Here is a 24,674-nt window from a genome sequence, read left to right as displayed (position 1 = left end):
GCTACCCGTTGAACGCGAGGAACTCGCCGTAGAACAGCGAGAGCCCGAGTGCGCAGGCGATGGCGGTGAGCAACCAGAATCTGATGATCACGGTGGTCTCCGCCCACCCGCCCAGTTCGAAGTGGTGGTGGAACGGCGCCATGCGGAACACGCGTCGGCCGGTGGTGCGGAAGAAGGCGATCTGGATCACCACCGACATGATCTCGGCGACGAACAGTGCGCCGATGACCACCGCGAGCAGTTCGGTCCGCGTGGTGATCGACAGCCCGGCCAGCATTCCGCCGAGTGCCAGTGATCCGGTGTCACCCATGAAGATCTTCGCCGGGGCGGCGTTCCACCACAGGAACCCCAGGCACGCACCGCCACCCGCGACCGCGATCAGCGCCAGGTCCAGCGGGTCGCGGACGTGATAGCAGCCCTGAGGAATCGCGTTGGCGGGTTTGGCGCCGCCGGCGCACGCGTTGACGAACTGGAAGAACGCCACCAGCACATAGGAGCCGAGCACCATTGCCATCGACCCGGCGGCCAGCCCGTCGAGGCCATCGGTGAAGTTGACGGCGTTCGACCACGCCGCGACCACCAGCCAGCAGAAGATGACGAAGGCGAACGCACCCATCGAGATGGCGTCGATGTCGCGCACATACGACAGGTGGGTGCTGGCCGGTGTGTACCCCGATTCGTTGCGGAACTGCAGGACCAGAACACCGAACAGGATCGCGGCCACGAACTGCCCGATCGATTTGGCCGTCTTGTTCAGGCCCAGGTTGCGGTGTTTGCGGATCTTGATGAAATCGTCGAGAAAACCCACGATTCCCAGCGATGTGGCCAACCCGAGCACCAGCAGACCCGACGCGGTGGGCCCGTTGCCGGCGTCGAGGAAGACCCCGGCGATGTGTGAGCCGAAGTAGCCCGCCCACAGCGCGACGATGATCGCGACACCGCCCATCGACGGCGTGCCGCGTTTGGTCTGATGGCTCTGCGGGCCTTCGACGCGGATCTCCTGCCCGAAGCCCTGACGCGAGAACACACGGATCAACAGCGGCGTCAAGATGATCGACACCGCCACCGCGATGGCACCCGCTATGAGGATCTGGGTCACCGTACGGTCCCCCTCGGCTTCACTCGCTGCTCTCCTCGATGGTGATGTCGGCGGTCGGAATGGCTCCGGTGAGTCCCGTGGCCAGCGGGTCGATGCCCGCGATGAGCACAGTATCGCCCGGCATCGGGGTCCAGTCGTCGTCGCCCAGCACCGCCGCGATCTCGCCGGGGTCGGCCACGATCCGGACCTCGTCGCCCCACGAGCCTTCCATGACCGCGCCCTGATAGAGCGCACGCACGGCTCGCGAGTCGCCCACACAGAGCGTCTTGTCGACGGCCAGGCGCACTGCGAGGCGCCCGAGCCGGTCGTGTTCGACCACCCGCTCGTTCTCGCTGAGTCCCTCGGCGGTGAGGAGTTCACCGATGATGGCCCAGGTGCGCGCCGGCTCGTCGAGTCCGGCGGCACGGGACCGGGTCACCGATGCCCGCAGCATGGTGGAGGTGGCCGCCACGTCGGCGGGTGCCGGTACCACCAGAACGGTGACCGGCACATCCGGCTCAGTCACCGATCCGACCTCCGGCGAGATCGGTGGTGGTCGCGATCACCTGCGCGGCGACGAGCCGGTCGAGTTCCTCGGCCACCACATCGCGATCGTCGAACGGGTGCTTGACCGCGTCGATCTCCTGGCCCGCCTCGTGACCCTTGCCCGCGACGAGTACGACGTCTCCGGGCCGCGCCCAGGCCAGGGCTGCGGCGATCGCGGATCGTCGGTCGCCGATCTCGCGGATCTCGACGCCGGGTCGCCGGTCGGCCTCGGGAACCGTGCGGGCGCCTGTGAGCATCTCGGCGCGGATCGCCGCCGGATCCTCGGTGCGCGGATTGTCGTCGGTCACCACCACGAGATCGGCGCCACGGGCGGCCGCAGCGCCCATCAGGGGACGCTTGGCGCTGTCCCGGTCGCCACCGGCCCCGATGACCACCGCGATGCGGCCGCGCGCCTGGGCGGCGAGGGTGGCCAGAACGGCCTGCACCGCCCCCGGCTTGTGGGCATAGTCGACGATGGCGAGAAACTCCTGGCCACGCTCGATGCGCTGCAGCCTGCCGGGCACCGACACGTCGGTGATGGCTGCGGCCGACGTGTCGACCGCGGCACCGGCGGCAACGGCAATCGCGGTCGCCAGCAGCGCGTTGGCGACGTTGTAGCGGCCGGGTAACCGCACGGTGAGTTGGTGCGTCGCGCCTTCGGGATCGGTGATGGTGGTCTGCTGCGCGCCGTCGGCCGCCACGCGTGAGGGGCCCGCGTGCCAGTTCGCGGCGACGGCTCCGGTGGACACCGTGACCGGCGGCAGCGCGGCGGGCCCGGACTCACCGCGGGCCACCTCCGCCATGCGACCGCCCCATTCGTCGTCGACGCAGATCACCGACCGCACCGCGTGGATCGGTGAGGCCGGGGCGAACAATCGCGCCTTGGCATCGAAATAGGCAGCCATGGTGTGGTGGAAGTCGAGGTGGTCCTGGGACAGGTTGGTGAAGGCGCCCAGTGAGAAATGCGCGCCGTCCACCCGGCCCAGTGCCAGCGCGTGACTCGACACCTCCATCACCACCACATCCACGCCACGCTCGACCATTGCGGCGAGCAGCGCCTGCAGAGTGGGTGCCTCGGGGGTGGTCAGCGCACTGGGCTGCGCCACGCCGTCCACTCGTGTCTCGACGGTACCGATGAGCCCGACGGTGTGCCCGGCCGCCATCATGGCCGCCTCCACCATGTACGAGGTGGTGGTCTTACCGGACGTACCGGTGATGCCGATCAGCTTGAGGCGCTGCGACGGGTTGCCGTATACGCGGGCGCTGACCCCGCCGAGGATGGCGCGCGGATGTGCGTGCACCAGGACGGCGCACGACGATTCGGGCGGCAGCACCCGGGCCAGCTCGGCCCGTCCGGCCGCGTCGGTGAGCACCGCGGTGGCGCCGCGTGCGACCGCCTCCGCGGCGTAGCGGGCGCCGTGGGTGTGCGCACCGGGAAGCGCGGCGAACAGATCGCCGGAAACGATGTCCTGCGCGCGCAACGACACCCCGGACACCGTGGTGTCGGCGTCGGCGCTGCCGATCAGGTCCATCCGGGCGCCGGTGGCGGCCGAGAGCACCGACACCGGGGTCGGCGTGAGGTGGGCGGGTCTACCCGCGTCACGAGTGCGGCGATTCGACGTCATCGTCCGATCGTCTCCTCACTACTAACTGCGCTGGGACCGACGTGCTTCGTTGGGGTCCACTTGCTGCGCTCGGGTACGGCGCCCACGAGTGCGCATGCCTGGGCGGAACGCACTCACGATACCGGTCAGCGTCGAGCACACCCGTGGCCCCCGCGCGGCCACACTGCCGCGGCGGCTCGTTCAGCGCGCGTCGAGGGTCAGCCAAGGGGTGGGACGGGGCGAGAGCGGCACCTGATCCCGCTGCAACATCCACGATGCGATGGTGCCGAACAACGGGGCGGCGGATTGCCCGCCACTGCCGTCGGAGCTGCGCTTGGGGTTGTCCAACATGATGCCCACGACGTACCGCGGATTGTCGGCGGGTGCGATGCCGGCGAACGTGATGTTGTAGCTGGAGTTCGAGTAGCAACCGCAGGACGGATCGACCTGCTGCGCGGTACCGGTCTTGCCCGACATCTGGTACCCGGCGACGGCACCCTTGTAACCGGTGCCCGACTGGACGCCCATCGGATCCTCCTGGAACACCGCGCGGAACATGTCGCGGACGGTGTGTGCGGTCTGCGGAGAGACCACCCGAACCGGCGTCGGCCGGTCGGAGTCCTCGACGTCGTCGCCGTCGCGCTGCTCGGAGAGCAGGATGCGTGGCGGCACCCGCAGTCCGTCGTTGGCGATGGCCTGGTACATCCCGGTCATCTGCAGCAGTGTCATCGACAGACCCTGACCGATCGGCAGGTTCGCGAAGGAACCTCCCGACCACTGGCTCAGCGCGGGCACCTCGCCGGCGCTCTCGGCCGGCAGGCCGACGCCGGTTCGCTGGCCCAGTCCGAATCGGGTCACCATGTCGGCGAATCGCTGCTCACCGACCCGCCGTGCGAGCATCAGGGTGCCCACGTTGGAGGACTTTCCGAAGATGCCCGTCGTGGTGTAGGGCTCGACGCCGTGCGACCACGCGTCGTTCACCGTGACGCCGGCCATGTTGATGCTGCCCGGCACCCGGTGCACCTCGCCGGGGGTGGTGAGCCCGTACTCGATGGCCGCGGACGCGGTGACCACCTTGTTCACCGACCCGGGCTCGAACGGTGAGGTCACCGCTGGGTTACCCAGGTCGGCATCCTTTTGTTCGGCAAGCGGTTTCGATGCGTTGAAGGTGCCGTCGTTGGCCATCGCGAGAACTTCGCCCGTGCGCGCGTCGAGCACCACGGCCGACGCCGATTTGGCACCCGACGCCGCCTTGGCCTTGGTGACCTCGCTTTGCACAAACCACTGGATGTCGGAGTCGATGGTCAATCGCACCGTGGCACCGTTGATCGCCGGGTGCACGTTGCGGGTGCTGCCGGGGATCACCGCACCGTCGGAGCCGCGGTCGTAGGTCTTGGACCCGTCGGTTCCGGCGAGCGTCGAATCCAGGGACGCCTCGAGCCCGATGAGACCGTTGCCGTCGTAGTTGACGTCGCCGATCACGTTGGCGGCCAACGATCCTCCCGGGTAGAGGCGGATGGCCTGCGGGTCGGCTCCCACCTCGGGGTACTGGGCGATGATCCGCGCGGCCACTTCCGGACTCACCGAACGCGCGAGATAGACGAACGTGTCGTCTCCAGTCATCTTCTTGTACAGATCATCGGAGCTGATCGATCCGCCGAGGGCGGATGAGACACCACCGGCGATCTCGTGCATCCGCTTGTCGACGTCGGGATACTCTGGATTCTTCTTGTGTTCGGCCTCGATCGACTTGCGAACGGCCTTGGGCAGGAAGGTGAGTGCGCGCGCTTCGTCGGTGTAGGCGAGGGGCCGTCCGTTGCGGTCGAGGATGGCTCCACGCTTGGCGGTGAGCACCTGGGTGTACTCGCGCTGCTGGGCGGCCTCCGCCGAAATCGACGATGCCTCGATGGTGTGGACGACGATCATCCGGGCCGCCACCGCGAGAACTGCGAGGAGGATGACGATTCCGGCTGCCCGGCTGCGGAAGTCGAATGTGTGGGTGCGCTTGCGTCCGCCACCGCCCCGGCCTCCCCCACCGGAACCGCGGCCGCCGGAACCGGTGGGGCCGCCGGGCTTGCCGCGTCCCGGTCGGGGTTCCGACGCGCCGGACCGGTCGCCGAGTCGCTGAAAACTGGCGCGTGTCATGGTTGTCAATTGTCCACCGCCCTAGCGGGCTGCCCCCGAATTTGTCCCCGGCGGGTTGCCATTCGTCGGCGCTTGTCCCGACGTCGCAGCCGGCGGTGCGACGTTCGGGTTGGGTGCGGCGGCCGGTCCCGGCGCGGGTGCGGTGGGGCCGGTGGGTGCCGGAGCATCGCCGTTGCCCTGCTGGCCGCTGCCCTGCTGGCCGTTGTCTTGTTGGCCGCCGTCTTGTTGGCCGCCGTCTTGTTGGCCGCTGTTCTGGGGCGCGTTCGAGCTGCCGCCGAGGCCGAGTGAGTCGTCGATCTTGGTTTTGTCGATCTTGGTGGTCGGGTCGGGCTTGTCCTCGGGGTTGATGGTTCCCATCGGTTTACCCGCGGCGGGCTCGGGTGTGCCCTGCACCCGCGGACGCCCGTCGGCGCCCACCACCATGCGGGCCGGGTTCTGTGCCGGGATCATGCCCAGACGGCTTGCCTTGTCGGACAATTCGGGTGCCGAATCACCGGACTCGTAGCTGCGTTTGAGCGAATCGCGGCGATCCATGAGTGCCTGGTTCTCTTTTCGTTCCACTCCGAGGCGGTAGGAATCCTGCGCAGCCTTGGTCGAGAGCCACAGGCTCAGGCCGAGTCCGAGGACCAGCAACGCGAGCACCGGAACCACAAAGGGCACCGCGCGAATGCGCTGAACGATGCTGCGCCGCGATTGGCCGACGGCCACGCGCGGCGCCTCTCCGGCCCCGGGGTTCGCGGCGAGGCGGCTGCGTCGCCGGTCGATGGCGCGCTGAGCAGACCGCGAGCGGTTTGGGCGGTCGCTGTCGAGTCCCGACCTGCGGGTGCGAGGTGTCTGTTCGGGCGCCGTGTCGGCGGCGGTTCGGCGGTCGTCGAGCAACGTCATGATTGTCCCTTCTCGACACGTTCGATGGCGCGCACCCGTACCGGCGCCGACCGCGGGTTGGCGGCGAGTTCGTCCTCGTCGGCGCGTTGCGCGCCGCGGGTGACCAACGTGAACCGTGGCGCGGTGCCGGGCAGTTCGACGGGCAGCCCCCTCGGCGACGTCGACGTGGTGCGGGATGCGAACTCTCGCTTGACAATCCGGTCTTCGAGCGATTGATAGCTCATCACCACCGCGCGGCCGCCCACGTGCAGCGCGTCGAGCGCGGCGGGCAAGGCCAGTGCGAGAGCGTCGAGTTCATGGTTCACCTCGATGCGCAGCGCCTGGAAGGTGCGTTTGGCGGGGTGCCCGCCGGTGCGACGCGTCGCCGCGGGAATGGTGGCGTAGAGCAGTTCGACGAGCCGTCCGCTGGTGGTGAATGGCTCGGACTCCCGTTCACGCAGCACCGCCGAGGCGATCCGGCCGGCGAAACGCTCATCACCGTAATCGGCGAGGATGCGCGCGAGATCGCCGTGCGAATAGGTATTGAGGATGTCGGCCGCGGTCACCTCGTCGTCGGGGTTCATCCGCATGTCCAGGGGCGCGTCCACGGCATAGGCGAAGCCGCGGTCGGGCCGGTCCAACTGCATCGAGGAGACCCCGAGGTCGAACAGTGCGCCGTCGATTCCGTCGACACCCGCCTCGGCGAGCACCTCTGCGACCTGATCAAACCGGGCCTGATGGAAGGAGACCCGACTTCCGAAGCGGGACAACCGGTCCGACGCAATGCGCAACGCCGATGCGTCGCGGTCGATGCCGATGACGCGGACCGCGGGGAACTCCGTGAGAATCAGTTCGGAGTGGCCGCCGGCGCCGAGGGTCGCGTCCACCACCACCGGTTCGTCGACGCCGTCCCGGGTGAGTGCGGGTGCGAGCAGGTCGATCACGGATCGGGCCATCACCGGGATGTGGCCGTACTCGCCCGAGCGGTGCTCGTCGTCGTACTGCGCGTTCACCGCCCTGGCCTCCCGATGATGCCGACGGCACGCGCGCGAGGGAAGCGGCCATCCGCAATTGTTTCGACGGTCCCGGTTGGAGCGGGGTCCCGGCCCGGTCACGCACCTGGCGTTGGGGAAGTACGCCAGGGTCGATCCGGGTCGGGGCCTCGATCCAACCGGAGCCCTGTTCACTGCTCGCTCGTCTCGGCTACAGGACCGCGTTGAGTGCGGCGGAGTTTGCTGCCGAGAAGTTCTCCTCGTGTTCGTTCTGGTAGTCGCGCCATGCCTGCGCGTCCCAGATCTCGAGGTGGTCGAAACTGCCCACCACGACGCATTCCTTGGACAGTCCGGCGTACTTGCGGTGGTCGGCGGACAGGGTGATTCGTCCCTGCCCGTCCGGCCGCTGTTCGTCGGAGCTCGCGAAGAAGTACCGCTGGAACGCACGGGCCTCGGGATCGTTCCGCGATGCCTCGACGATCCGTTCGGCGATCGCGGTGAACTCCTCGGTGCGAAACACCGACAGGCTGTGGTCCTGTCCCTTCGTGACCATCACACCTCCTGCCAGTGCGTCGCGGAACTTCGCGGGCAGCGTGAGCCGCCCCTTGTCGTCCAACTTGGGCGTGTAGGTGCCGACAAAGCTCATGGCCGCCGATACCTCCCGCCCCTGGGTCAGGCGATCCGGTTCGTCTCACCCAGTGCTGCCACTGTACCCCACTTTCCACCACTTTCCACCCCAAACACCCCCGGAGCGGGCGTGTCGAGCGAATCAATGCAGCTAGAGGAGCAAAAACATGGTGGGGGAAACAGGCGCACGGATCACCGCGCCATCGCACAAACATGGATACAGATGTGAAGAAAAGCAATAAAAGTGGCTATTGAGGGCGCTCCCGGTGACCCCGTGGGGCAAAGTGGGGAGCCCGGAGGGACGAGTGGGCGACACGGTGGGACGGCGTGGGGAAAGGTGCGCGATCGACGATCGGAAACGTCAGAAAAGACGAAAGCCGCGCATCTGGTGATGTGCGGCTTTCGTGGTGGTCACCGGCCTGTCAGACCGGATCAGGTGTAATCAATCACTGCTGGTCGAAGCGGCGGTTGAAGCGCTCTTCCATTCGCTCGGTGAACTTGCGCTTGGGTGACGACGAACGGCCACCACCCTTGCCTGCGGTCGGACCGGCCTCGGGACGCTCCTTGCCACCTCCCCACAGGGCGAACAGGCCGGCACCGAACATGATGAGGAACCCGACGAGGCTGATGATCGGCAAGCTGCCGACGGTCAAACCCACCAGCGGACCCACGATCAGCAGAACCAGTCCGACGACGAAGATCGCGGCCGCCTGTAAGCGACGACGCCCCGACGACCTGCCCAGCCGCCGACGCTTGACGCTCGACGCGAACTTGGGGTCCTCCGCGTACAGCGCGCTTTCGATCTGTTCGAGCATGCGCTGCTCGTGCTCCGAGAGTGGCACCGACCCTCCCTTACCTGTTACCGACGACACATCATCGAGAAGTGGCGCCGCGGACGCCCGTCCCGTGACATGTGTTCGCGGCCTCAGACCTCAATGATACGAGCAGAACGCAAGCACGACCACCATTACGTCTGCTTGTCATCCATCTCGCGTGAAAACCTGATCGAAAAGTCCCCATCAGGCGGAGCGTCCGATTCGATCGACGGCCTGATGGGCGAGTCGGCCCTGCTCATAGGCGATCAACTGATCCTCGACGGCAGCGAGAAAGGCGACGACCTCCCGCCGCAGCCGCGCCGCCGCGGCCGGGTCGATCGATCGGCGAATACCCGACTCGATCTCCATGCGGGTGCGGGAGAGGTCGGCGAACCGGGCCGCGAAGTCCGAGAGGGCCGGAACGGTGGCAGAAATGCGCGACCAGGCGTTTGCCGAGACACGCCGCACCGGCCGGCCCGGGGGTTCGTAGATGGCCAGCGCCGCACCGGCCGCGCGCAACGCTGCAAGGTAGAACTGCCGGAATCGTTCAGGATCGTCGGGCACCGCATCGGCGTTGTCGAAGACCATTTGGGCCCGTTCGAGCAGATCACGCGAGCGACGCACCACGATGGGGTCGATCTCGGGCCGTGCAGCATGGCGCGCGGGCCCGCTCTCGCCCGATCCGTTCCTGCCCGATCTACCCGTCTGCCGCATGCCGCCCCTCCTCTCCCATCCCAGAACGTCGCGTCCCATCCCAGAACGTCGCGTCCCATCCCAGAACGTCGCGCCGGTCCACGTCCGCGTATTGATCTGTGGTGCCGACTTGTCGGGTGGTGGGCCGGTGGCAGGCGCTTCCCTCGCCCGCCACCGGACCACTCATCGTTGTCGCGGGCGGCGATGAACAGCTTGCGGAGGCGCATTCCTCGAACACCCGTTCGACATATTCAATATAGCTAGTGCGGCCGTACTCTTCAAGAGGAAGAGCGCACCGAGCAGCCGCCGCATTCCCGAGCGCCGACACCGGGTCACCGGGCGCCGGCACCGAACGCAGACCGGCGAGGAAGGACGACGAGCGAGTTGGCCATTCGCCTCGTGCGCCTGACCGGGCAGGACACCCCGGTCTGGTTGGAGCCCGCGCTGCACATCTATGTGACTGCCATGGATTATCCGCGTGGCACCGAGCACCACCGTGCGTCGCTGTGGCGCGAGCACATCGCCCGACCCGGGTGGAGCGCCCTTGCCGCGCTGGCCGAACCTCCGGCCGACCGGCTGCTCACTCCCGATGCGTTGCGCCGTCGAGTGGGCCCGCCCGTCTCCCCGACCGGAGACGAGGTCATGGTCGGCATCGCCTACGGCTACCGTGGCTCCGACGACCAGTGGTGGAACCAGCAGCTCCGGACCGGGCTTCGTCAGGCCGGCCGGAGCCGTGCGGCGATCGACGATATCGCCACCGGCTACTTCGAGTTGACCGAACTGCATGTGCATCCCGACGCGCAGGGACGCGGAATCGGGCACGAACTGCTGACCGCGCTCCTCGCCGACCGCCCGGAAAACCACGTCCTGCTCTCCACGCCGGAGATACCCGCCGAACGCAACCGTGCGTGGTCGCTGTACCGGCGGATGGGATTCGGTGACGTCCTGCGCAACTTCACGTTTTCCGGCGATCCCCGGCCCTTTGCCTTTCTCGGGCGCCGGCTGCCGCTGACGGCGCGACAACCGGTGCCCGAACGCACTTGGGCTCCCCATCCACCCCCGATGGCACGCTGAGGTCCGCGATGAGCCATCGATCCCCGCTGGACGCGGTTGTGGTGGGCGCCGGCCACAACGGCCTGATCGCCGCGGCATATCTTGCCGCGGCGGGGCGCACGGTCCGCGTGGTGGAACGTGACGTCGTCCCCGGCGGCGCCGTGTCGACGGTGGAACGGTTTCCCGGCTATCGCGTCGACCGCGGATCGTCGGCGCACCTGATGATCCGGCACTCCCCGATCCTCGACGAACTGGACCTGGGCGCCTACGGCCTGCGCTACATCGACTGCGATCCGTGGGCGTTCTGTCCCGCCACCGCGAAGGCACCCGCGCTGGTGTTCCGCACCGACCTCGACGAGACCTGTGCGTCGATCGCCGCCGCCTGCGGCGCAGCCGACGCCGATGCGTACCGGCGCTTCGTAGGTGTCTGGGCACCGCGCGCCCGGGCGGTGATGCGCTCGTTCTACGAGCCGGCCACCCTGGGCCGATTCGGTATGGCCTTCGCCGGACTCGGGCACACCGCAACCACCGCCCGCCCCGGGGCCGCGGTCGGCGCACGTGGCGGCCGGATGCTCTCGCTCACCCAGGAGCTGATGGCATCGGGTGACGCGCTGCTGGACCGATGGTTTGATTCCGAGCACCTCAAGGCTGCCCTGGCGTGGTTCGGTGCCCAGTCGGGACCGCCGATGACCGCGCCGGGAACCGCGCCGATGGTCGGCTTTGCCGCGCTGATGCACGACGTCCCGCCCGGCCGGGCACTCGGCGGAAGCGGCGCCCTCACCGAGGCGCTGATACGGCGTCTCACCGCCGAGGGCGGGGAGCTCATCACGGGTGCGGGCGCGGAGTCGATCACCCGATGCGACGACCACTGGCGGGTCACCACCGGCGACGGCGGGTCGCACTGCGCACACCGGGTGGTGGCCGCCTGTCATGTCATGACCACTCTCGACCTGCTCGCCGCCGGTTCGGTGGTCGCTCCCGGCCTCGTCGACCGCTGGCGCCGCCAGATCGTCATCGGGAACGGGATCGGGATGGCGGTGCGCCTGGCCACCCGTGGCCTCCCCACCTACCGCGACCTGCCCGCCGGGTTGCCCGCCCATGGTGTGCACTCGGGCCTCGGACTGATGGTCACCGACCGCGCGCTCCTGCGGCGGGCAGAGGCCGCAGCCGCCGTCGGCGAACTGCCGCCGCGGCCGGCCTGCGTGACGATGAGCTTCTCCGCCATCGACCCCACGCTGGCACCCGCTGGCAAGCATCTGGTGACCATCTGGGCCCAGTGGCACCCGCGTCATCTCGCTCGGGGATCGTGGTCGGCGGCGGCCGACCCGGCGACCGCGGCCATTCTCGACGAGATGGATCGCCACGCACCCGGCTTCAGCGACTCCGTCGAGCACCGCCATATCCAGACTCCGGCAGACCTCGAGTCCGAACTCGGCCTGATCGGCGGAAACATCATGCACGTCGAGATGAGCATCGACCAGATGTTCATGTATCGCCCCCACCCGGATCTGTCGGGACACTCGGTGCCCGGCGCCGACGGCATCCTGCTGGCCGGGGCATCGACGCATCCCGGCGGCGGCGTCACCGGGGCCAGCGGACGGATCGCGGCCGGACTGGCGCTCGGCCGACGCGCATTTCGGCGCGCCGTCACCGGAGGCTGACCGGCGGCCGGTACACGCGCGGGACCGGGATGCCCGAGGCCGCGGTGCGGGTCTGGCACCATGATCGGTGTGCAGCCGCCGATTCCGCGATCACTGACCCCGCTCGGTACCCCCGGCCACCTGTCGGGAGGTCCATCCGCACGGTCTGCCCGTACGCTGCGCGCCTCGACGGTGATCTCGATCGTCGCGCTGCTGATGGCGACGCCGCTGTTGTCGGGGTGCCTCACCCGGTCGACCACTGTCGGCGATCGGTTCGCGGGCACGGTCATCGTGGCCACCTCACCCGACAATCCGCGCGGCGCACCCAAACTCGACGTTCCCGAGTCCATGTCGGGCAACGTGTCCCTCACCGACTACCGGCAGGGGCCCGACGACGGTGACAAGAACGCAAACGGCAGTGGTGACACCAGCGGGAACACCGCGCAGTCGGCTCCGGCGCCACAACCGGGAACCACCGGACAGGGCGCCACCCTCGTGGGCACGAGGGCGACGTTCTCCGATCTCACCTCCGGACAGCTCAATCAGCTCGGCGACATCATCGCCAACTCGTTCGGCGATTCCGCGATGACGATGCAGCTCAACGCGAAGCGCAGCGGCGACGTGGTGCGCTTCCGCGGCACCGCCGACCTGAGTTCGCTGATTCCCGGGCGCGACTACGTGAAGCTCACGCTGGCGTTTGCCGGGCCGATCACCGCCACCAACGGCCAGCAGGATTCGGACACCTCCGTCACATGGACACCCGCGGCGGGCAAGGCCGCCGACTTCACCGCCGACGCAACCTACGCCGACCCGGCGACCGCGGCGTTCCCGGGATGGACGTGGCTCCTGGTGATCGTCTGTGTGATCGTGGTGGGCGCCGTGATCTACCTCGCCTACAACCAGCGTGACCGCACTCCGCGGCCGGGACGACCGCGGTCCGACGGCAGTGGCCGGTCACGCACCAACCCTCCCGCGGCGCCGAAATCGAACGGCGATGCCGAAGGACGACCGCCGACGGAGACCGCAACCCGCAGCGGCGCAGAAGGGGCCTGACCCTCCCCTCGGGCCGACGCTCAGCCCCGGACGGTCAGCGGCAATGCGTCGGACGTGTCGACGCCGAGGCGCCCGAGCACCTCGCAGGTCGCCTTGGCGAAATTGAGGCTGCAGAAGTGCAGGCCCGGTACCCCCTCGGCGATCAGTCGCTGCGACATCTCGGTGGCCAGATCGATCCCGGTGGCACGCACCGCCGCCCGATCCTCCTCGGGTCCGTCGCCGGCTGCTGCCGACAGCCGCGCCTCCACCTGCGGTGGGATCACCGACCCCGACAGCTCGACCATCCTGCGCACGCTCGCCAGCGAGGTGATCGGCATGATCCCGGGGATGATCGGTTTGGCACCCTGCTCGGGATCGGCGGCCACCACCCGGTCACGCAGGCGTAGATAGAAATCGACGTCGAAGAACATCTGGGTGATGGAGTACTCGGCACCCGCCCGCAGCTTGTTGACCAGCGCACGGGTGTCGTGGTCGAGATCCGGCGCGCGATGATGGCCTTCCGGGAACGACGCCACCCCCACGTGAAAGTCGCCCAGGACCTCGATCAGGCGCACCAGTTCCTCGGCATACGCAACGCCGTCGGGGTGCTTGACCCACTCGCCCAACGGATCGCCGGGTGGGTCGCCGCGCAACGCGAGAATGTTGGAGATGCCCTGGTCGGCGTAAGCGCCCACCAGCGACCGCAATTCGGCGATGCTGTGGTTGACCGCGGTCAGATGAGCAACCGGCAGCAGCGTGGTCTCGGCGGCGATCTGGCCGGTGATTCGCACCGTGCGGTCGCGGGTCGATCCTCCGGCACCGTAGGTCAACGACACGAACGCCGGGTCGAGTCGCTCGAAGATCCGCACCGCACGCCACAGCCGGGCCTCGCCCTCGGCATCTCGTGGCGGAAAGAACTCGACCGAGAACGGCACCGGGCCGGAATGGGGCGCGGCGAGCCGCTCGACGACCGACGGCGCCGGGGAGGTTGCGTTCACCGGCCCAGTGTACGGGCTAGCCTGAACGGGTGACCTCGACCGTTCCCGCACCCACGTCGCTGTCGGAGGTACCCACCGCGGTCGAGGAGGTACTCAGGGGATTCCTGGATCCCGCGATCGCCACCGCGGACGCGATAGCGCCGGTGGTCGGTGACGCGACCCGGGTGGTCGCCGACTTCGTACTCAGCGGCGGCAAGAGGGTGCGGCCCACCTTCGCCTACGCCGGGTGGTTGTGCGGACGCTCCGCAGTGGCCGCCGCCCGAGGCGCCGCCGGCGCGACGGGGACCGGCGAGACAGAGCCCGATGAGGGAGCGGTCACCGACGCCGACGCGTTACGGGTCTGCGCCGCACTCGAACTCGTGCAGGCCTGCGCTCTGGTGCACGACGACATCATCGATCATTCCGACACCCGACGGGGCCGCCCCACCGTGCATCGCGTCTTCGAACGCCGCCACGCCGACGCCCAGTGGCACGGCGACGCCGCCGAACACGGTGTGGCCGCGGCGATCCTGGCGGGCGACCTGGCGCTGGCGTGGGCCGACGACCTCGTGCATGGGCACACGCCGTTCACCGCGGTTCCCGCCGGCCGCCCGGTGGGCACCGGGTCGACGCCGCGGGCGCTGCCGGCCCGGGTGGGGCTGACGTGGGCGGCGATGCGCACCGAGGTGCTCGCCGGACAATTCCTCGACATCGTCAACGAGGTCAGCGGTGACGAGTCGGTCGCGGCGGCCTATCGGGTGATGGAGTTCAAGACCGCCGCCTACACCGTTGCCCGTCCGCTCGAATTGGGCGCCACTCTCGCGGGCGCACCGGAGACGCTGATCGACGATCTGCGGTCGGTGGGGCGAGATCTGGGGTTGGCCTTTCAGCTGCGCGACGATCTGCTCGGCGTCTTCGGCGATCCGGAGCGTACCGGCAAGCCGTCCGGCGACGATCTGGTGGCGGGTAAGCGCACGGCACTGCTCGCCGTCGGCCTCACCCGCGCACAGGACACCGATCCCGGGTTGGCCGACGATCTGCGATCGGTGATCGGCACGGAACTCTCACCCGAGGAACTCTCGACCGCACGCGGCATCCTCGTCGACGTGGGCGCCGTGCACGAGGTGGAACGCGAAATCGACGCGCTGCTGGATTCGGCGGTGAACACGCTGCGCGGCACCGAGATCGGCGATGACATCCGCACGGAACTGATCGCGATGGCCCATCGGATCGCCCACCGCGATGCCTGAGCGCCGATGAGTAGCCCCGGATGAGTAGCAAGGTCCGGTTCGACCTCCGGCTCGGTGTGGTGGGCTCGATCCTGGTGTGCCTGGGCGGGTTCGGGGTCGCCGACATTCCCCGCAACCATCCCGTCCTCACCAACCTGGGACTGAGCTGGCTCACCTATGGGCACGGTAAGACGTTGTGCGGCATGGCCTTCTGGGCGGGCGTGGCGGCCATGGTGATCGCGTGGATTCGGCTGGGCCGTGCGTTGAACGCGTCGGGATGTACGGTCCCGGTGCGCTCCTTGCGTCGATGGGTGCTCGCCTGGTCGGCACCCCTGGCCGTGACTGTGCCCTTGTTCAGCCGTGACGTGTACGCCTACCTCGGCCAGGGCGCACTGTTCGTCACCGGCTTCAATCCCTACACCGACGGCCCGGCGCATCGTCCGGGACCGCTGGTGGATTCGATGGCCCAGGTGTGGGCCACCACCACTGCTCCGTACGGACCGCTGTTCGTCACGATCACCCGGGCGGTCAGCGCGCTCACCGGCGACCATGTGATCCTCGGCGTGCTGGCCATGCGGTTGGTGTTGCTGCCCGGATTGTTCCTGTCGCTGTGGGCGATTCCCCGCCTGGCCACCCACTTCGGCGCCTCCCCTCAGGCCGGGTTGTGGCTGGTGCTGTTCAACCCGATGGTGCTCATCCACCTGGTGGGCGGTCCGCACGTCGAGTTGCTGATGATGGGTGTGCTGGTCGCCGGGGTGACCCTGGTGGCCACCGGACGTCACGCAGCCGGACTGGTGGTGCTCGGCCTCGCGGTGTCGATCAAGATCACCGCCGGGATCGCGGTGCCGTTCATGGTGTGGATCTGGCTGGCGCATCTGAGGGCACGACGCGGGGTCGGTGCCCGCGACGTGGCCGGCGTGTTCGCCGCGGTGGCCGTCATCCCGTTGGCCGTGTTCGCCGCGTGTACGGCCGTCACCGGACTCGGGTTGGGCTGGCTGACCGGACTGGGCTGGGCGGATCGCATCATCAACTGGTTCACGCTGCCCACGCTGATCGGCCATCTGGTGACCTTGGTGGCGGCTCCGTTCGTCGCGCTGAATCTGCAGCCGGTGCTGTCGGTCACCCGAATGGTGGGTCAGGTGGTGCTCGCCGTGATCCTGGTGTGTTTGTGGTGGCGTTCCCGGCCCACCGAGCGTGCCGCGATGGCCGGCCTGTGCTGGGCGATGCTGGCGGTTCTGGTGCTCGAACCATCCACGCTGCCCTGGTATTACACGTGGCTGTTGTGCGTCGTGGTGGCGTTCACGCTGCCCGCGCGGGCGCGGGCGGTGGTGGTCGCGGTGTCGGTGTTCATGTTGATCGTGTTCCAGCCCGACGATTCGATCCTGTTCTACAAGCTTCCCGAGACGCTGCTCGCGCTCACGCTGGCCGGGGTGGCCGCCTGGGCATCACTCAGACCAGACCCGCTGAGGGTGGGTGTACTGGCCCGACGGGCCTGGGGCTGACCGCGCGGGCCGATACACTCATGCGGTGGGTGCTTCACCGGGACAGGCCGAACCGATCAGTGTCACCGTCCGCAGCCGGCCGTTCACCTGCCTCGCGTGCGGCGAGGGTACGAAGTTCTGGGTGCGGGAGATGACCCTGGAGCGCCGGCGTGATGCGTACCCCGACTCGCATATCTGGGAGGCGACGTCGCGGTCGGCCACCTGCGACACGTGCGGGTACGTGCACATCTTCCGCACCAAGACCGCCTGAGCAGGGGTCAGCCTGAGCAGCGGTCAGAACGCCTGCGCCTGCGCGCGGCGGATCACCTCACGCGCCGCATGCGTGTGCAGCGCGTCGGCCGGGGTCAGCGCGAGATCGTCCTGCTGGGTGAACAACCACGCCATCACCTCGTCGCGGGTGTAGCCGCCGTCGAGGAGTACCTCGACGAGTCCGGTGAAGTGTTTCGCGATGCCCGCGTCGTCGAAGAAGACGCACGGGATGGCGGGTTGTCCGCCGCGGGACACGGCGAGCAGATGATGATCCCGGATGAGGTTGCGAACGCGATTCGTCGACACCCCCAACCGGTCGGCGACCTCATCGACGGTGAATGTCTCGACAGCGGCGGCGAGGGTGTCCGGCGAGAGCGGAAGTGAACTCACCCGCCCGAGATTACCGGTTCGCCCGCGGCGGGGCAGCCACAATTCCCCAGCACGGTTGCGGGGAACACGAAGGGGGTGCCGCCACGACGGCACGCAGCCGGTGACAACGTTCTCTACCGCCTCGCGGGTAGATTCGTCTCTCGTGAACAGCCCCGTCGATGTTCTGCTCGGGTCGATCCTCGAGGATCGGTACCGCATCGACGCGCCCATCGCCCGCGGCGGGATGTCGGCGGTCTACCTGGCACTCGACCTGCGGCTGGGTCGGGACGTGGCGGTGAAGGTGATGGACGCCCGGTACTCCGGCGACCCACAGTTCTTGCAGCGCTTCGAATTCGAGGCCAGGGCGGTCGCCGGGCTCAAGCATGCGGGCCTGGTTGCGGTCTACGACCAGGGCATCGACCACGGCACCGCATTCCTGGTGATGGAACTCGTCGAGGGCGGCAGTCTGCGCGAGCTGCTGCGCGAACGGGGACCGATGCCACCGCACGCGGTGGTCGCCGTCGCCGACCCGGTGCTCGGTGGACTGGGAACCGCCCACGCGGCGGGCCTCGTGCACCGCGACGTCAAGCCGGAGAACGTGCTCATCTCGGACTCCGGGGAGGTCAAGGTCGCCGACTTCGGGCTCGTGCGGGCGGTGGCCGAAGCGGGTGTCACCTCGGCCAGCGTCATCCTCGGTACCGCCGCGTATCTCTCCCCCGAGCAAGTCGAGTCCACGCATGCCGACGCCCGCAGCGACGTGTATTCGATGGGCGTGATGATGTTCGAGATGCTCACCGGGCGAACGCCTTTCCACGGCGACTCACCGCTGGGCCTGGCCTATCAGCGCCTCACCTACGACGTCCCCGCGCCGGGAGATGTGATCGACGGGGTGCCCGCGGAGTTCGACGAGGTGATCCTGCGGGCCACCGAACGCCGACCCGCAGATCGCTACGCCGACGGTTTCGAGATGCGCGACGCCCTGCTCGAGGTGGCCGATCTGCTCGATCTGCCGCCGTTCACGGTGCCCGCGCCCCGGCGCTCCGCCGAACGGGACACGATGGCGCGGGTACGGGCAGCGCATGCCGCGGTTCCGGCGCAACCGCACGGAACGCGGGTGGTGTCGACGCCCGCAGGACCCCCGCGCACCGCGTCCGATGTTCCGCCGCGCCCGGAATCCGTTGTGCGGGCACAACCGTCGGCGCACATCGTGGACGAGTCATCGGCGTCCGAGGTGACCGGCGGCCGCGTGCAGGTGCTGGTGTGGCTGGTGATCGTACTGCTGGTGGCAGCCGGTGCCGGTGGCGCGGGTTGGTGGGCCGGCGCTCTTCTGATCAGGTGGGCGCTCGGCTGACGGGATCAATCGCCCCCGCCGAAGGCGGAATCAACCACCCCGGCCGGAGGCGGGATCAACCGCCCCCGCCGAAGGCGGGATCAACCACGCAGCATCTCGGCCACCAGGAACGCCAGTTCCAGTGACTGCTGGGTGTTCAGCCGGGGATCGCAGGCGGTCTCGTAGCGGCCGGCGAGGTCGAGGTCGGAGATGTCCTGTGCCCCGCCGAGACATTCGGTGACGTTCTCGCCGGTGAGCTCGATGTGGATGCCGCCGGGATGGGTGCCCAGCGCGCGATGGACCTCGAAGAATCCCTGTACCTCGTCGACGATGCGGTCGAAGTCTCGCGTCTTGAAACCCGACGGCGACGAGTGGGTGTTGCCGTGCATGGGGTCGGATTGCCAGATCACCTTGTGGCCGGTGGCCTCCACGGCCGAGACGATGCCGGGCAGTACCTCGCGCACCTTCTGCTGACCCATGCGGGCGATGAGTGTCAACCGGCCCGGTTCGTTGTGGGGGTCGAGGCGCTGCACATACTCGACGGCCTGCTCCGGGGTGGTGGTGGGTCCGATCTTGACGCCGATGGGGTTGCGCACGAGTTCGGCGAACGCGATGTGGGCGCCGTCGAGCTGCCGGGTGCGTTCACCGATCCAAAGGAAGTGCGCCGACAGGTCGTAGAGCACCTTCCGGTCCTCATCGGGGCCCGCGGACGACCGCGGACCGACCGGTGGATTCGCGTTGGTGCGGGGATCGGCGGCCAGACGCAGCATCGCGCGCTCGTAGTCGAGTACGAGGGCTTCGTGTGAGGCGAAGATCGCCGCCGAGGCCAGGCTCGAGTCGGTGACGCCGCACGCGTCCATGAATCGCAGTCCGCGGTCGATCTCCGCCGCGAGCGCCTCGTAGCGGGCACCGGCGGGTGAAATGCGCACGAACTCGCGGTTCCAGTCGTGGACGCGGCGTAAATCGGCCTCCGAGCTGGTCAGTGCGCGCACCAGGTTCATCGCGGCGGCGGCGTTCGCATACGCGCGCACCAATCGCGAGGGATCGTGCGCGCGCACCGCCTCTTCGGCGGGAAAACCGTTCACCATGTCGCCGCGGTAGGACGGCAGTCCCAGTGCATCGATGTCGGCCGAGCGCGGCTTGGCGTACTGTCCGGCGATCCGGGCCACCTTGACCACCGGCATGCTCGCGCCGTAGGTGAGCACCACCGCCATCTGCAGCAGGGTTCGGATGTTGCCCTTGATGTGCGGTTCGGTGTTGTCGGCGAATGTCTCCGCACAATCACCGCCCTGCAGCAGGAACGCCCGGCCCTCGGCGACGTCGGCGAGTTGCGTCGACAGCGCCTCGACCTCGGCGGGCATGCAGATGGGCGGCACACTCTCGAGCACCGTGCGCATCTTGCGGGCTTCCTCGGCCGGCCAGCTCGGTTGCTGCAAGGCCGGACGGCTCATCGCATCGACGAATCGTTGCTCGAGGTCACCGGGCAGCGGGGGCAGGGTGGGCAGCTCGTCGATCGGAACGTCCACGGTCCAGTTCGTCACCACCAGACCAGGGTAGGTGAGGGTGTTCGCACCCTTGGCACCGCACCCTCGCACGGAACCGGCGGGAGTGGCCCGCAGTATTCGGCGAGATCGCGCCACGTCAGGGCGAGTCCGTACCCTCCGGGCGTCCGGACGCCTCGATGGCCCGCCAGCGACGCGCGTTGTGCCGGGCATCGCTGAGCGCGTCGTGGGCGTCGGCGGGCGCGGGTGGCAGTGCGGGCCGGCCGGCTGCCTCCCAGTGCTGTTTGAGTTCCCGCGTGAAGCGGGGAATGGCCCGTGGCAACGCCGTCATCGGCCCCCACAATTGGCAGAGCACCACGTGATCGTAGGCACCCACCCACGCCCACAGTTCGACGTCATTGCCCTCGGCGGTGAAGAACTCCAGCAGGTCCTCGCGGATGCGGCGTCGTGACCGCCACAGCGGCGACGACGGCGACGGCAGCTTGGGCAGCACGTTGGCACGCACCCAGTCGCCGGCCCGCGAGGGATCGAATTCGCTCGACACCGCGTAGTATTCTCGACCGTCCTCAGCGACGACACCGATCGATATGAGCTCGATCGTCCGGCCGTCCTCGATAAACTCCGAGTCGTAGAAGAAACGCATACTGGTAAGTATTCGTCACCCAGCAGAAGTGAAAGCGACCCATGCGCACATTCCTCAGCGCCGCAGATGAGCGACTGCGTCGATGGTCGCCGTCGCGGCGGGTCGGCGCGCTGATCGCGGTCGCGTTCGTGGCATCGGCGGCGCTGCAGATCGTCGGGGTGCCGTTCACCTCCAGTTTCGGTACCCGCACCCGGATCGATCTGGACGTCTACCGGCTCGGTGCGCAGATCTGGCAGCAGGGTCAGAGCCTCTACGCCGACGGATCGATGCCGTTCACCGCCGACGGGATCTGGCTGCCGTTCACCTATCCCCCGTTCGCCGCGCTCACCTTTGTCCCGCTGGGTGCGATGACGCTGGCCGTGGCGGGCGTCCTGATCTCGATCCTGAGCATCGCGCTGCTCGTGGTCGTCGTGCACATCACTCTCACCCTGCTCGGGGTCGGGATCGCGGCCAACCGGTGGTGGATGGCGCTGGCGGTCACCACCGGCGCACTGTGGTTCAACCCGGTCTGGATGACCCTGGGTTTCGGGCAGATCAACATCATCCTGTTGGCGATGATCATCGTCGACGTGTTCCTGGTGGGGCGCGGCCGGTTGCGCCACCTGGCGCCCGCCCAGGGGGTGCTCGTCGGGCTCGCGGCGTCGATCAAGCTCACCCCGCTGGTGTTCATCGCGGTGTTCGCGTCCGCACGCCGGTGGCGCGCCGCCCTCACCGCGGGGGCCACGTTCCTGCTTGCCGGGGCGCTCGCCTGGATCTGGCTGCCCGGCGATTCTCTCGGCTACTGGACGCACACGCTCTTCCACACCACCCGCATCGGGGACCCCGCCGGTCGCATCAATCAGAATCTGAATGCGATGTGGATCCGCATCCTCCCCGACTCCGTCGGCGCCGAACAGCTCGCCTGGGTACTCAGTTCACTGGCGGCCACGGCGCTCGCGGCCGCCGCGGTGTTCGCCTGCCGACCCGCCACCTCGTTCGCGCCCGGTGCCGGGCCGCGTGACCGGGTGAACGCCGTCCTGGCGACCTGCGCGGTGGCCGTGTGGGGTCTGCTGGTGTCCCCCACGTCGTGGGCGCACCACTGGGTGTGGTCCATCCCGCTCATCCTGGCGTGCGCTGTGGTCGCGATGCGCTCGACGGCACGCGCCGCCCAGATCGCCTATTTGACCCTCGTGGTGACCGGTGTGCTCATCTTCGCGATCGGACCATTCCAATTCCTGTCACCGGCGGTCCGCCACTGGTCCCTTCTCGACCATGTGCTCGGCAACGCCTATTCGATCTGGGGCGTGGCGGTTCTCGTCGTTCTCTGGCGGCTGCCGTTGCACGGTGAGCGCACATCCCGGGCAGCGAATGCCGATAGAGAACTCGCCGGGAGTCACTCGGCCTGAACGACCGGTCCCGTCATCCGACGGCGGCTGGTCGACCTCACGCGGCGGAGGCGGACTCGGGCGCATCCGGCTTTCCGGACTCCCCGGCCCCCGACTCCGCGTCCCCCGGCTCCCGGGACTTGGATTCCTTCAGGCTCGCGGCGTAGATGTCGACGTACTGCTGACCGGACAATTGCATGAGCTCGTACATGATCTCGTCGGTGATGGCGCGCTCGATGAACCGGTTGCCCTGCATACCCTCGTAGCGTGCGAAGTTCAGCGGCTTGCCGATGCGCACGGTCACCTTGGTCGGACGGGGGAACACGGTGCCCGGCGGGTTGAACGTATTCGTCCCGATCATCGCCACCGGAATCACGGGGACGCCCGTGTCCAGCGCAACACGCGCCAGGCCGGTCTTGCCCTTGTAGAGCCTGCCGTCGGGCGAGCGGGTGCCCTCCGGGTACATGCCCATCAGGTCGCCCTTCTCCAGCTGTCGTCGGGCGGCGGTGAGCGCACCCGCGGCGGCCTCCGCCCCGGAACGGTCGATGGGGATCTGGCCGACGGCCGTATAGAACCAACGTTGGAATCCGCCGCGCATCCCGGTGCCGTTGAAGTACTCGCTCTTGGCCAGGAAGTAGATGCGCCGCGGCACCATCAGCGGCAGGAAGAAGCTGTCCATCACGGCAAGGTGGTTGCTGGCGAGAATGGCCGGGCCCCGATCAGGGATGTTCTCCAGGCCTTCGACCGTGGGACGGCCCAGCAGACGCAGCAGGGGACCCAGCAACACGTACTTGAAGGTGTAGTACCACATCGACATTCACTCCGTTACGCCACTCACACCGCCGCCGCACGGAAATGCGCGACACGTCTTTGGGAGTGAACTTTACTCACCCGCCTGTGCATCCGTCATGCCATCACCCGCGCCGGTCCTCACACTCGCGGCCCGAGCGCACCCCGCTACGCGAGCGCGGCGCCGCGCTCGGCCAGTGACACGCGGGCCACCTCGGCGGCCCCGATCACGCCCGCGTTCTCTCCGAGCTGGGTGCCGCGAATCCTCGCGAGCTGCCGGTGGCCGGCACCGGTGACCGAGCGTGCGTAATGTTCGCGGGCCTCGTCGAGGAACAGCCCCGACGCGGCACCCACGCCGCCGGCGAGCACGATCAGATCAGGATCGAAGATGTCGGCGATCATCGCCAGGCCCTGTCCGAGTGAGGCGGCGAACGCGGCGAAAGCGGCGATGGCAACCGGATCACCGTCGGCTGCGGCCCCGGCCACGCGTCGACCGGTCAGGGACCCTGGATCGCCGGCCACGTCGGCGGCCAGCTGGCTTCTGCCCCAGTCGGCATCGGCGAGGAGTTCCACCACGGTGTCGACGAGTGCCGTTCCGCTGCAATACCTTTCCCAGCACCCGCGCTTGCCGCACGAACACGGCCTACCGTCGGGCACCACCGTCAGGTGGCCCAGTTCGGGGGCCACCCCGAAGCTGCCGCGATAGAGTGCGCCGTCGATGAGCAGCCCGGCACCGATCCCGGTGCCGATGGCCAGTACGAGGGAGTTGTGCCCGCGGGCTGCCGCGCCGAAGCGGTGTTCGGCAACGGCGGCGGCGTTCGCGTCGTGCTCGGTGATCACCGGGATCCCGACGCGTGCGGTCATCTCCTCGCCCACCCTGGCCTCCCGCCACGGAAGGTGCGGGGCGAACCGGACGACCTGACGGTCCGGGGTGAGAAAGCCCGCCACCGCCAGTCCCACCGCCCGCGCCGCCCACCGTGAGGTGAGTTCGCCGATGAGCCGCTCGAGACAGTGTTCGAGCGCCGCCGCGGTGGGCGGCGTGGCCGCACGCAGCGTGTCGAGCATGGCGCCCCGATCGTCGACCACCGACGCCCGCACGCTGGTGCCGCCGACGTCGATACCGATAGTCAAGTCCCCCATTACTTTTCACCTTCAGGTGCACGCACACGCGGACCGGGCACGGTGGGTGACTGCGGGGTCGATGAGGTGCCGGGTCCGAGTCGCACCGCGATCGGTTGATAATTCCGCGGGGGTGGGGACGAAGGGGCCGGAGTGGCTCGCAGCGCCTTGGCCACCGCTTCGAGGACGGCGATCAGTGCGGCGATCAGCCGCGCGAGCAGGTCGCCGATCTCACCGAGCAACGATGAGATCTCACCTGCGGCGTCGAGGAGTGTCGCGGCACTCGCGCCGCCGGCACCCGCACCGCCGCCTGCACCCGCACCGGTGGACCCGCCGGGTGCCCGGCCCGTCTCGAAGCCGCGAACGCCACCGCCGATGAGCGAGGCGAGCTGATCGATCTGGGCCGCGATACCGAGGATGAACTCACGCACGGGATCGCCGCCCGGCGCCGCGCCGTCCTCGCCCGTCGGATCGGTGCCGCGGCCGCGCTCGTTGCGATCGTCGGTCATGCC

24 protein-coding genes are annotated in these 24,674 nt (G+C 68.7%); 8 read left to right on the top strand and 16 right to left on the bottom strand.

Annotation, left to right across the window (positions count from 1 at the left end; translation table 11 throughout):
- Position 1 precedes the first annotated feature (1 nt).
- From mraY to ACWDSI_RS11770, 9 genes are all read right to left on the bottom strand, one after another.
- Positions 2–1,099: a phospho-N-acetylmuramoyl-pentapeptide-transferase gene (gene mraY / locus ACWDSI_RS11810; RefSeq protein ID WP_449747127.1), complete on the bottom strand. Its 1,098-nt coding sequence runs from the start codon at positions 1,097–1,099 to the stop codon at positions 2–4.
- A 19-nt stretch (positions 1,100–1,118) separates the two neighbouring features.
- A complete protein-coding gene (locus tag ACWDSI_RS11805) occupies positions 1,119–1,604 on the bottom strand; it encodes a UDP-N-acetylmuramoyl-tripeptide--D-alanyl-D-alanine ligase (protein WP_449747128.1) in 486 nt (161 codons plus the stop codon).
- The gene (locus tag ACWDSI_RS11800) at positions 1,597–3,249 is read right to left on the bottom strand and encodes a UDP-N-acetylmuramoyl-L-alanyl-D-glutamate--2,6-diaminopimelate ligase (RefSeq protein ID WP_449747129.1); all 1,653 of its coding nucleotides are present in this window, start codon (positions 3,247–3,249) and stop codon (positions 1,597–1,599) included. Before ACWDSI_RS11800 ends, ACWDSI_RS11805 begins: the two co-directional genes overlap by 8 nt.
- A gap of 180 nt (positions 3,250–3,429) precedes the next feature.
- Positions 3,430–5,373 carry a peptidoglycan D,D-transpeptidase FtsI family protein gene (locus ACWDSI_RS11795; protein WP_449756628.1) on the bottom strand — a complete coding sequence of 648 codons (1,944 nt, stop codon included), beginning with the start codon at positions 5,371–5,373 and terminating at the stop codon, positions 3,430–3,432.
- Positions 5,374–5,394: 21 nt separating this feature from the next.
- Positions 5,395–6,258, bottom strand: coding sequence for a hypothetical protein (locus ACWDSI_RS11790; protein WP_449756627.1), 864 nt, complete (start codon positions 6,256–6,258; stop codon positions 5,395–5,397).
- Positions 6,255–7,193, bottom strand: a complete 939-nt coding sequence (gene rsmH / locus ACWDSI_RS11785; RefSeq protein ID WP_449747245.1) for a 16S rRNA (cytosine(1402)-N(4))-methyltransferase RsmH — start codon at positions 7,191–7,193, stop codon at positions 6,255–6,257. The genes ACWDSI_RS11790 and rsmH overlap by 4 nt, the downstream gene beginning before the upstream one ends.
- A gap of 247 nt (positions 7,194–7,440) precedes the next feature.
- A complete protein-coding gene (gene mraZ, locus ACWDSI_RS11780; protein ID WP_449747132.1) occupies positions 7,441–7,875 on the bottom strand; it encodes a division/cell wall cluster transcriptional repressor MraZ in 435 nt (144 codons plus the stop codon).
- A gap of 427 nt (positions 7,876–8,302) precedes the next feature.
- On the bottom strand, positions 8,303–8,698 hold the full coding sequence (locus ACWDSI_RS11775) for a DUF3040 domain-containing protein (RefSeq protein ID WP_449747133.1): 396 nt from the start codon (positions 8,696–8,698) through the stop codon (positions 8,303–8,305).
- A 177-nt stretch (positions 8,699–8,875) separates the two neighbouring features.
- Entirely contained in the window at positions 8,876–9,385 is a 510-nt protein-coding gene (locus ACWDSI_RS11770; RefSeq protein ID WP_449756626.1) for an SAV_6107 family HEPN domain-containing protein, read from the bottom strand.
- A gap of 363 nt (positions 9,386–9,748) precedes the next feature.
- On the opposite strand from ACWDSI_RS11770, the gene ACWDSI_RS11765 reads away from it, so the two are divergent.
- The 3 genes from ACWDSI_RS11765 to ACWDSI_RS11755 are packed head-to-tail and all read left to right on the top strand — an operon-like array spanning position 9,749 to position 13,110.
- Positions 9,749–10,438, top strand: a complete 690-nt coding sequence (locus tag ACWDSI_RS11765; protein WP_449747135.1) for a GNAT family N-acetyltransferase — start codon at positions 9,749–9,751, stop codon at positions 10,436–10,438.
- A gap of 8 nt (positions 10,439–10,446) precedes the next feature.
- Positions 10,447–12,078, top strand: coding sequence for a phytoene desaturase family protein (locus ACWDSI_RS11760; protein WP_449756625.1), 1,632 nt, complete (start codon positions 10,447–10,449; stop codon positions 12,076–12,078).
- 60 nt (positions 12,079–12,138) lie between these two features.
- Positions 12,139–13,110, top strand: a complete 972-nt coding sequence (locus ACWDSI_RS11755; protein ID WP_449747136.1) for an LppM family (lipo)protein — start codon at positions 12,139–12,141, stop codon at positions 13,108–13,110.
- A 20-nt stretch (positions 13,111–13,130) separates the two neighbouring features.
- Here ACWDSI_RS11755 and ACWDSI_RS11750 read toward each other — a convergent pair whose 3' ends face one another.
- Positions 13,131–14,087 carry a methylenetetrahydrofolate reductase gene (locus ACWDSI_RS11750; RefSeq protein ID WP_449756624.1) on the bottom strand — a complete coding sequence of 319 codons (957 nt, stop codon included), beginning with the start codon at positions 14,085–14,087 and terminating at the stop codon, positions 13,131–13,133.
- Positions 14,088–14,116: 29 nt separating this feature from the next.
- Here ACWDSI_RS11750 and ACWDSI_RS11745 point away from each other — a divergent pair, with 29 nt between their 5' ends.
- The 3 genes from ACWDSI_RS11745 to ACWDSI_RS11735 are packed head-to-tail and all read left to right on the top strand — an operon-like array spanning position 14,117 to position 17,047.
- Positions 14,117–15,316, top strand: coding sequence for a polyprenyl synthetase family protein (locus ACWDSI_RS11745; protein ID WP_449747138.1), 1,200 nt, complete (start codon positions 14,117–14,119; stop codon positions 15,314–15,316).
- Positions 15,317–15,336: 20 nt separating this feature from the next.
- Entirely contained in the window at positions 15,337–16,797 is a 1,461-nt protein-coding gene (locus ACWDSI_RS11740; protein ID WP_449747139.1) for an alpha-(1->6)-mannopyranosyltransferase A, read from the top strand.
- A gap of 25 nt (positions 16,798–16,822) precedes the next feature.
- Complete coding sequence (locus ACWDSI_RS11735; protein ID WP_449756623.1) at positions 16,823–17,047, top strand: hypothetical protein; 225 nt, start codon at positions 16,823–16,825, stop codon at positions 17,045–17,047.
- A 23-nt stretch (positions 17,048–17,070) separates the two neighbouring features.
- On the opposite strand, the gene ACWDSI_RS11730 is transcribed toward ACWDSI_RS11735, so the two are convergent.
- Positions 17,071–17,436: an Rv2175c family DNA-binding protein gene (locus ACWDSI_RS11730; protein ID WP_449747141.1), complete on the bottom strand. Its 366-nt coding sequence runs from the start codon at positions 17,434–17,436 to the stop codon at positions 17,071–17,073.
- A 142-nt stretch (positions 17,437–17,578) separates the two neighbouring features.
- Here ACWDSI_RS11730 and ACWDSI_RS11725 point away from each other — a divergent pair, with 142 nt between their 5' ends.
- Positions 17,579–18,766, top strand: a complete 1,188-nt coding sequence (locus ACWDSI_RS11725; protein WP_449747142.1) for a protein kinase domain-containing protein — start codon at positions 17,579–17,581, stop codon at positions 18,764–18,766.
- Positions 18,767–18,846: 80 nt separating this feature from the next.
- On the opposite strand, the gene ACWDSI_RS11720 is transcribed toward ACWDSI_RS11725, so the two are convergent.
- Both ACWDSI_RS11720 and ACWDSI_RS11715 read right to left on the bottom strand, forming a co-directional pair.
- Positions 18,847–20,286 carry a class II 3-deoxy-7-phosphoheptulonate synthase gene (locus ACWDSI_RS11720; RefSeq protein ID WP_449747246.1) on the bottom strand — a complete coding sequence of 480 codons (1,440 nt, stop codon included), beginning with the start codon at positions 20,284–20,286 and terminating at the stop codon, positions 18,847–18,849.
- A gap of 100 nt (positions 20,287–20,386) precedes the next feature.
- Positions 20,387–20,890 carry a polyadenylate-specific 3'-exoribonuclease AS gene (locus tag ACWDSI_RS11715; protein ID WP_449747143.1) on the bottom strand — a complete coding sequence of 168 codons (504 nt, stop codon included), beginning with the start codon at positions 20,888–20,890 and terminating at the stop codon, positions 20,387–20,389.
- A gap of 41 nt (positions 20,891–20,931) precedes the next feature.
- Between ACWDSI_RS11715 and ACWDSI_RS11710 the strand changes: the two genes are divergently transcribed.
- Positions 20,932–22,275, top strand: coding sequence for a glycosyltransferase 87 family protein (locus ACWDSI_RS11710; protein ID WP_449756622.1), 1,344 nt, complete (start codon positions 20,932–20,934; stop codon positions 22,273–22,275).
- A 37-nt stretch (positions 22,276–22,312) separates the two neighbouring features.
- On the opposite strand, the gene ACWDSI_RS11705 is transcribed toward ACWDSI_RS11710, so the two are convergent.
- The 3 genes from ACWDSI_RS11705 to ACWDSI_RS11695 form a co-directional block, all read right to left on the bottom strand.
- The gene (locus ACWDSI_RS11705) at positions 22,313–23,065 is read right to left on the bottom strand and encodes a lysophospholipid acyltransferase family protein (protein ID WP_449747145.1); all 753 of its coding nucleotides are present in this window, start codon (positions 23,063–23,065) and stop codon (positions 22,313–22,315) included.
- A 146-nt stretch (positions 23,066–23,211) separates the two neighbouring features.
- Positions 23,212–24,183 carry an ROK family protein gene (locus tag ACWDSI_RS11700; RefSeq protein ID WP_449747146.1) on the bottom strand — a complete coding sequence of 324 codons (972 nt, stop codon included), beginning with the start codon at positions 24,181–24,183 and terminating at the stop codon, positions 23,212–23,214.
- Entirely contained in the window at positions 24,183–24,671 is a 489-nt protein-coding gene (locus ACWDSI_RS11695) for a hypothetical protein (RefSeq protein WP_449747147.1), read from the bottom strand. The genes ACWDSI_RS11700 and ACWDSI_RS11695 overlap by 1 nt, the downstream gene beginning before the upstream one ends.
- Positions 24,672–24,674: the final 3 nt, after the last annotated feature.

The sequence above is a fragment of the Gordonia sp. NPDC003429 genome (assembly GCF_053588575.1).
This window is presented reverse-complemented; position numbering and strand designations above follow the sequence as displayed.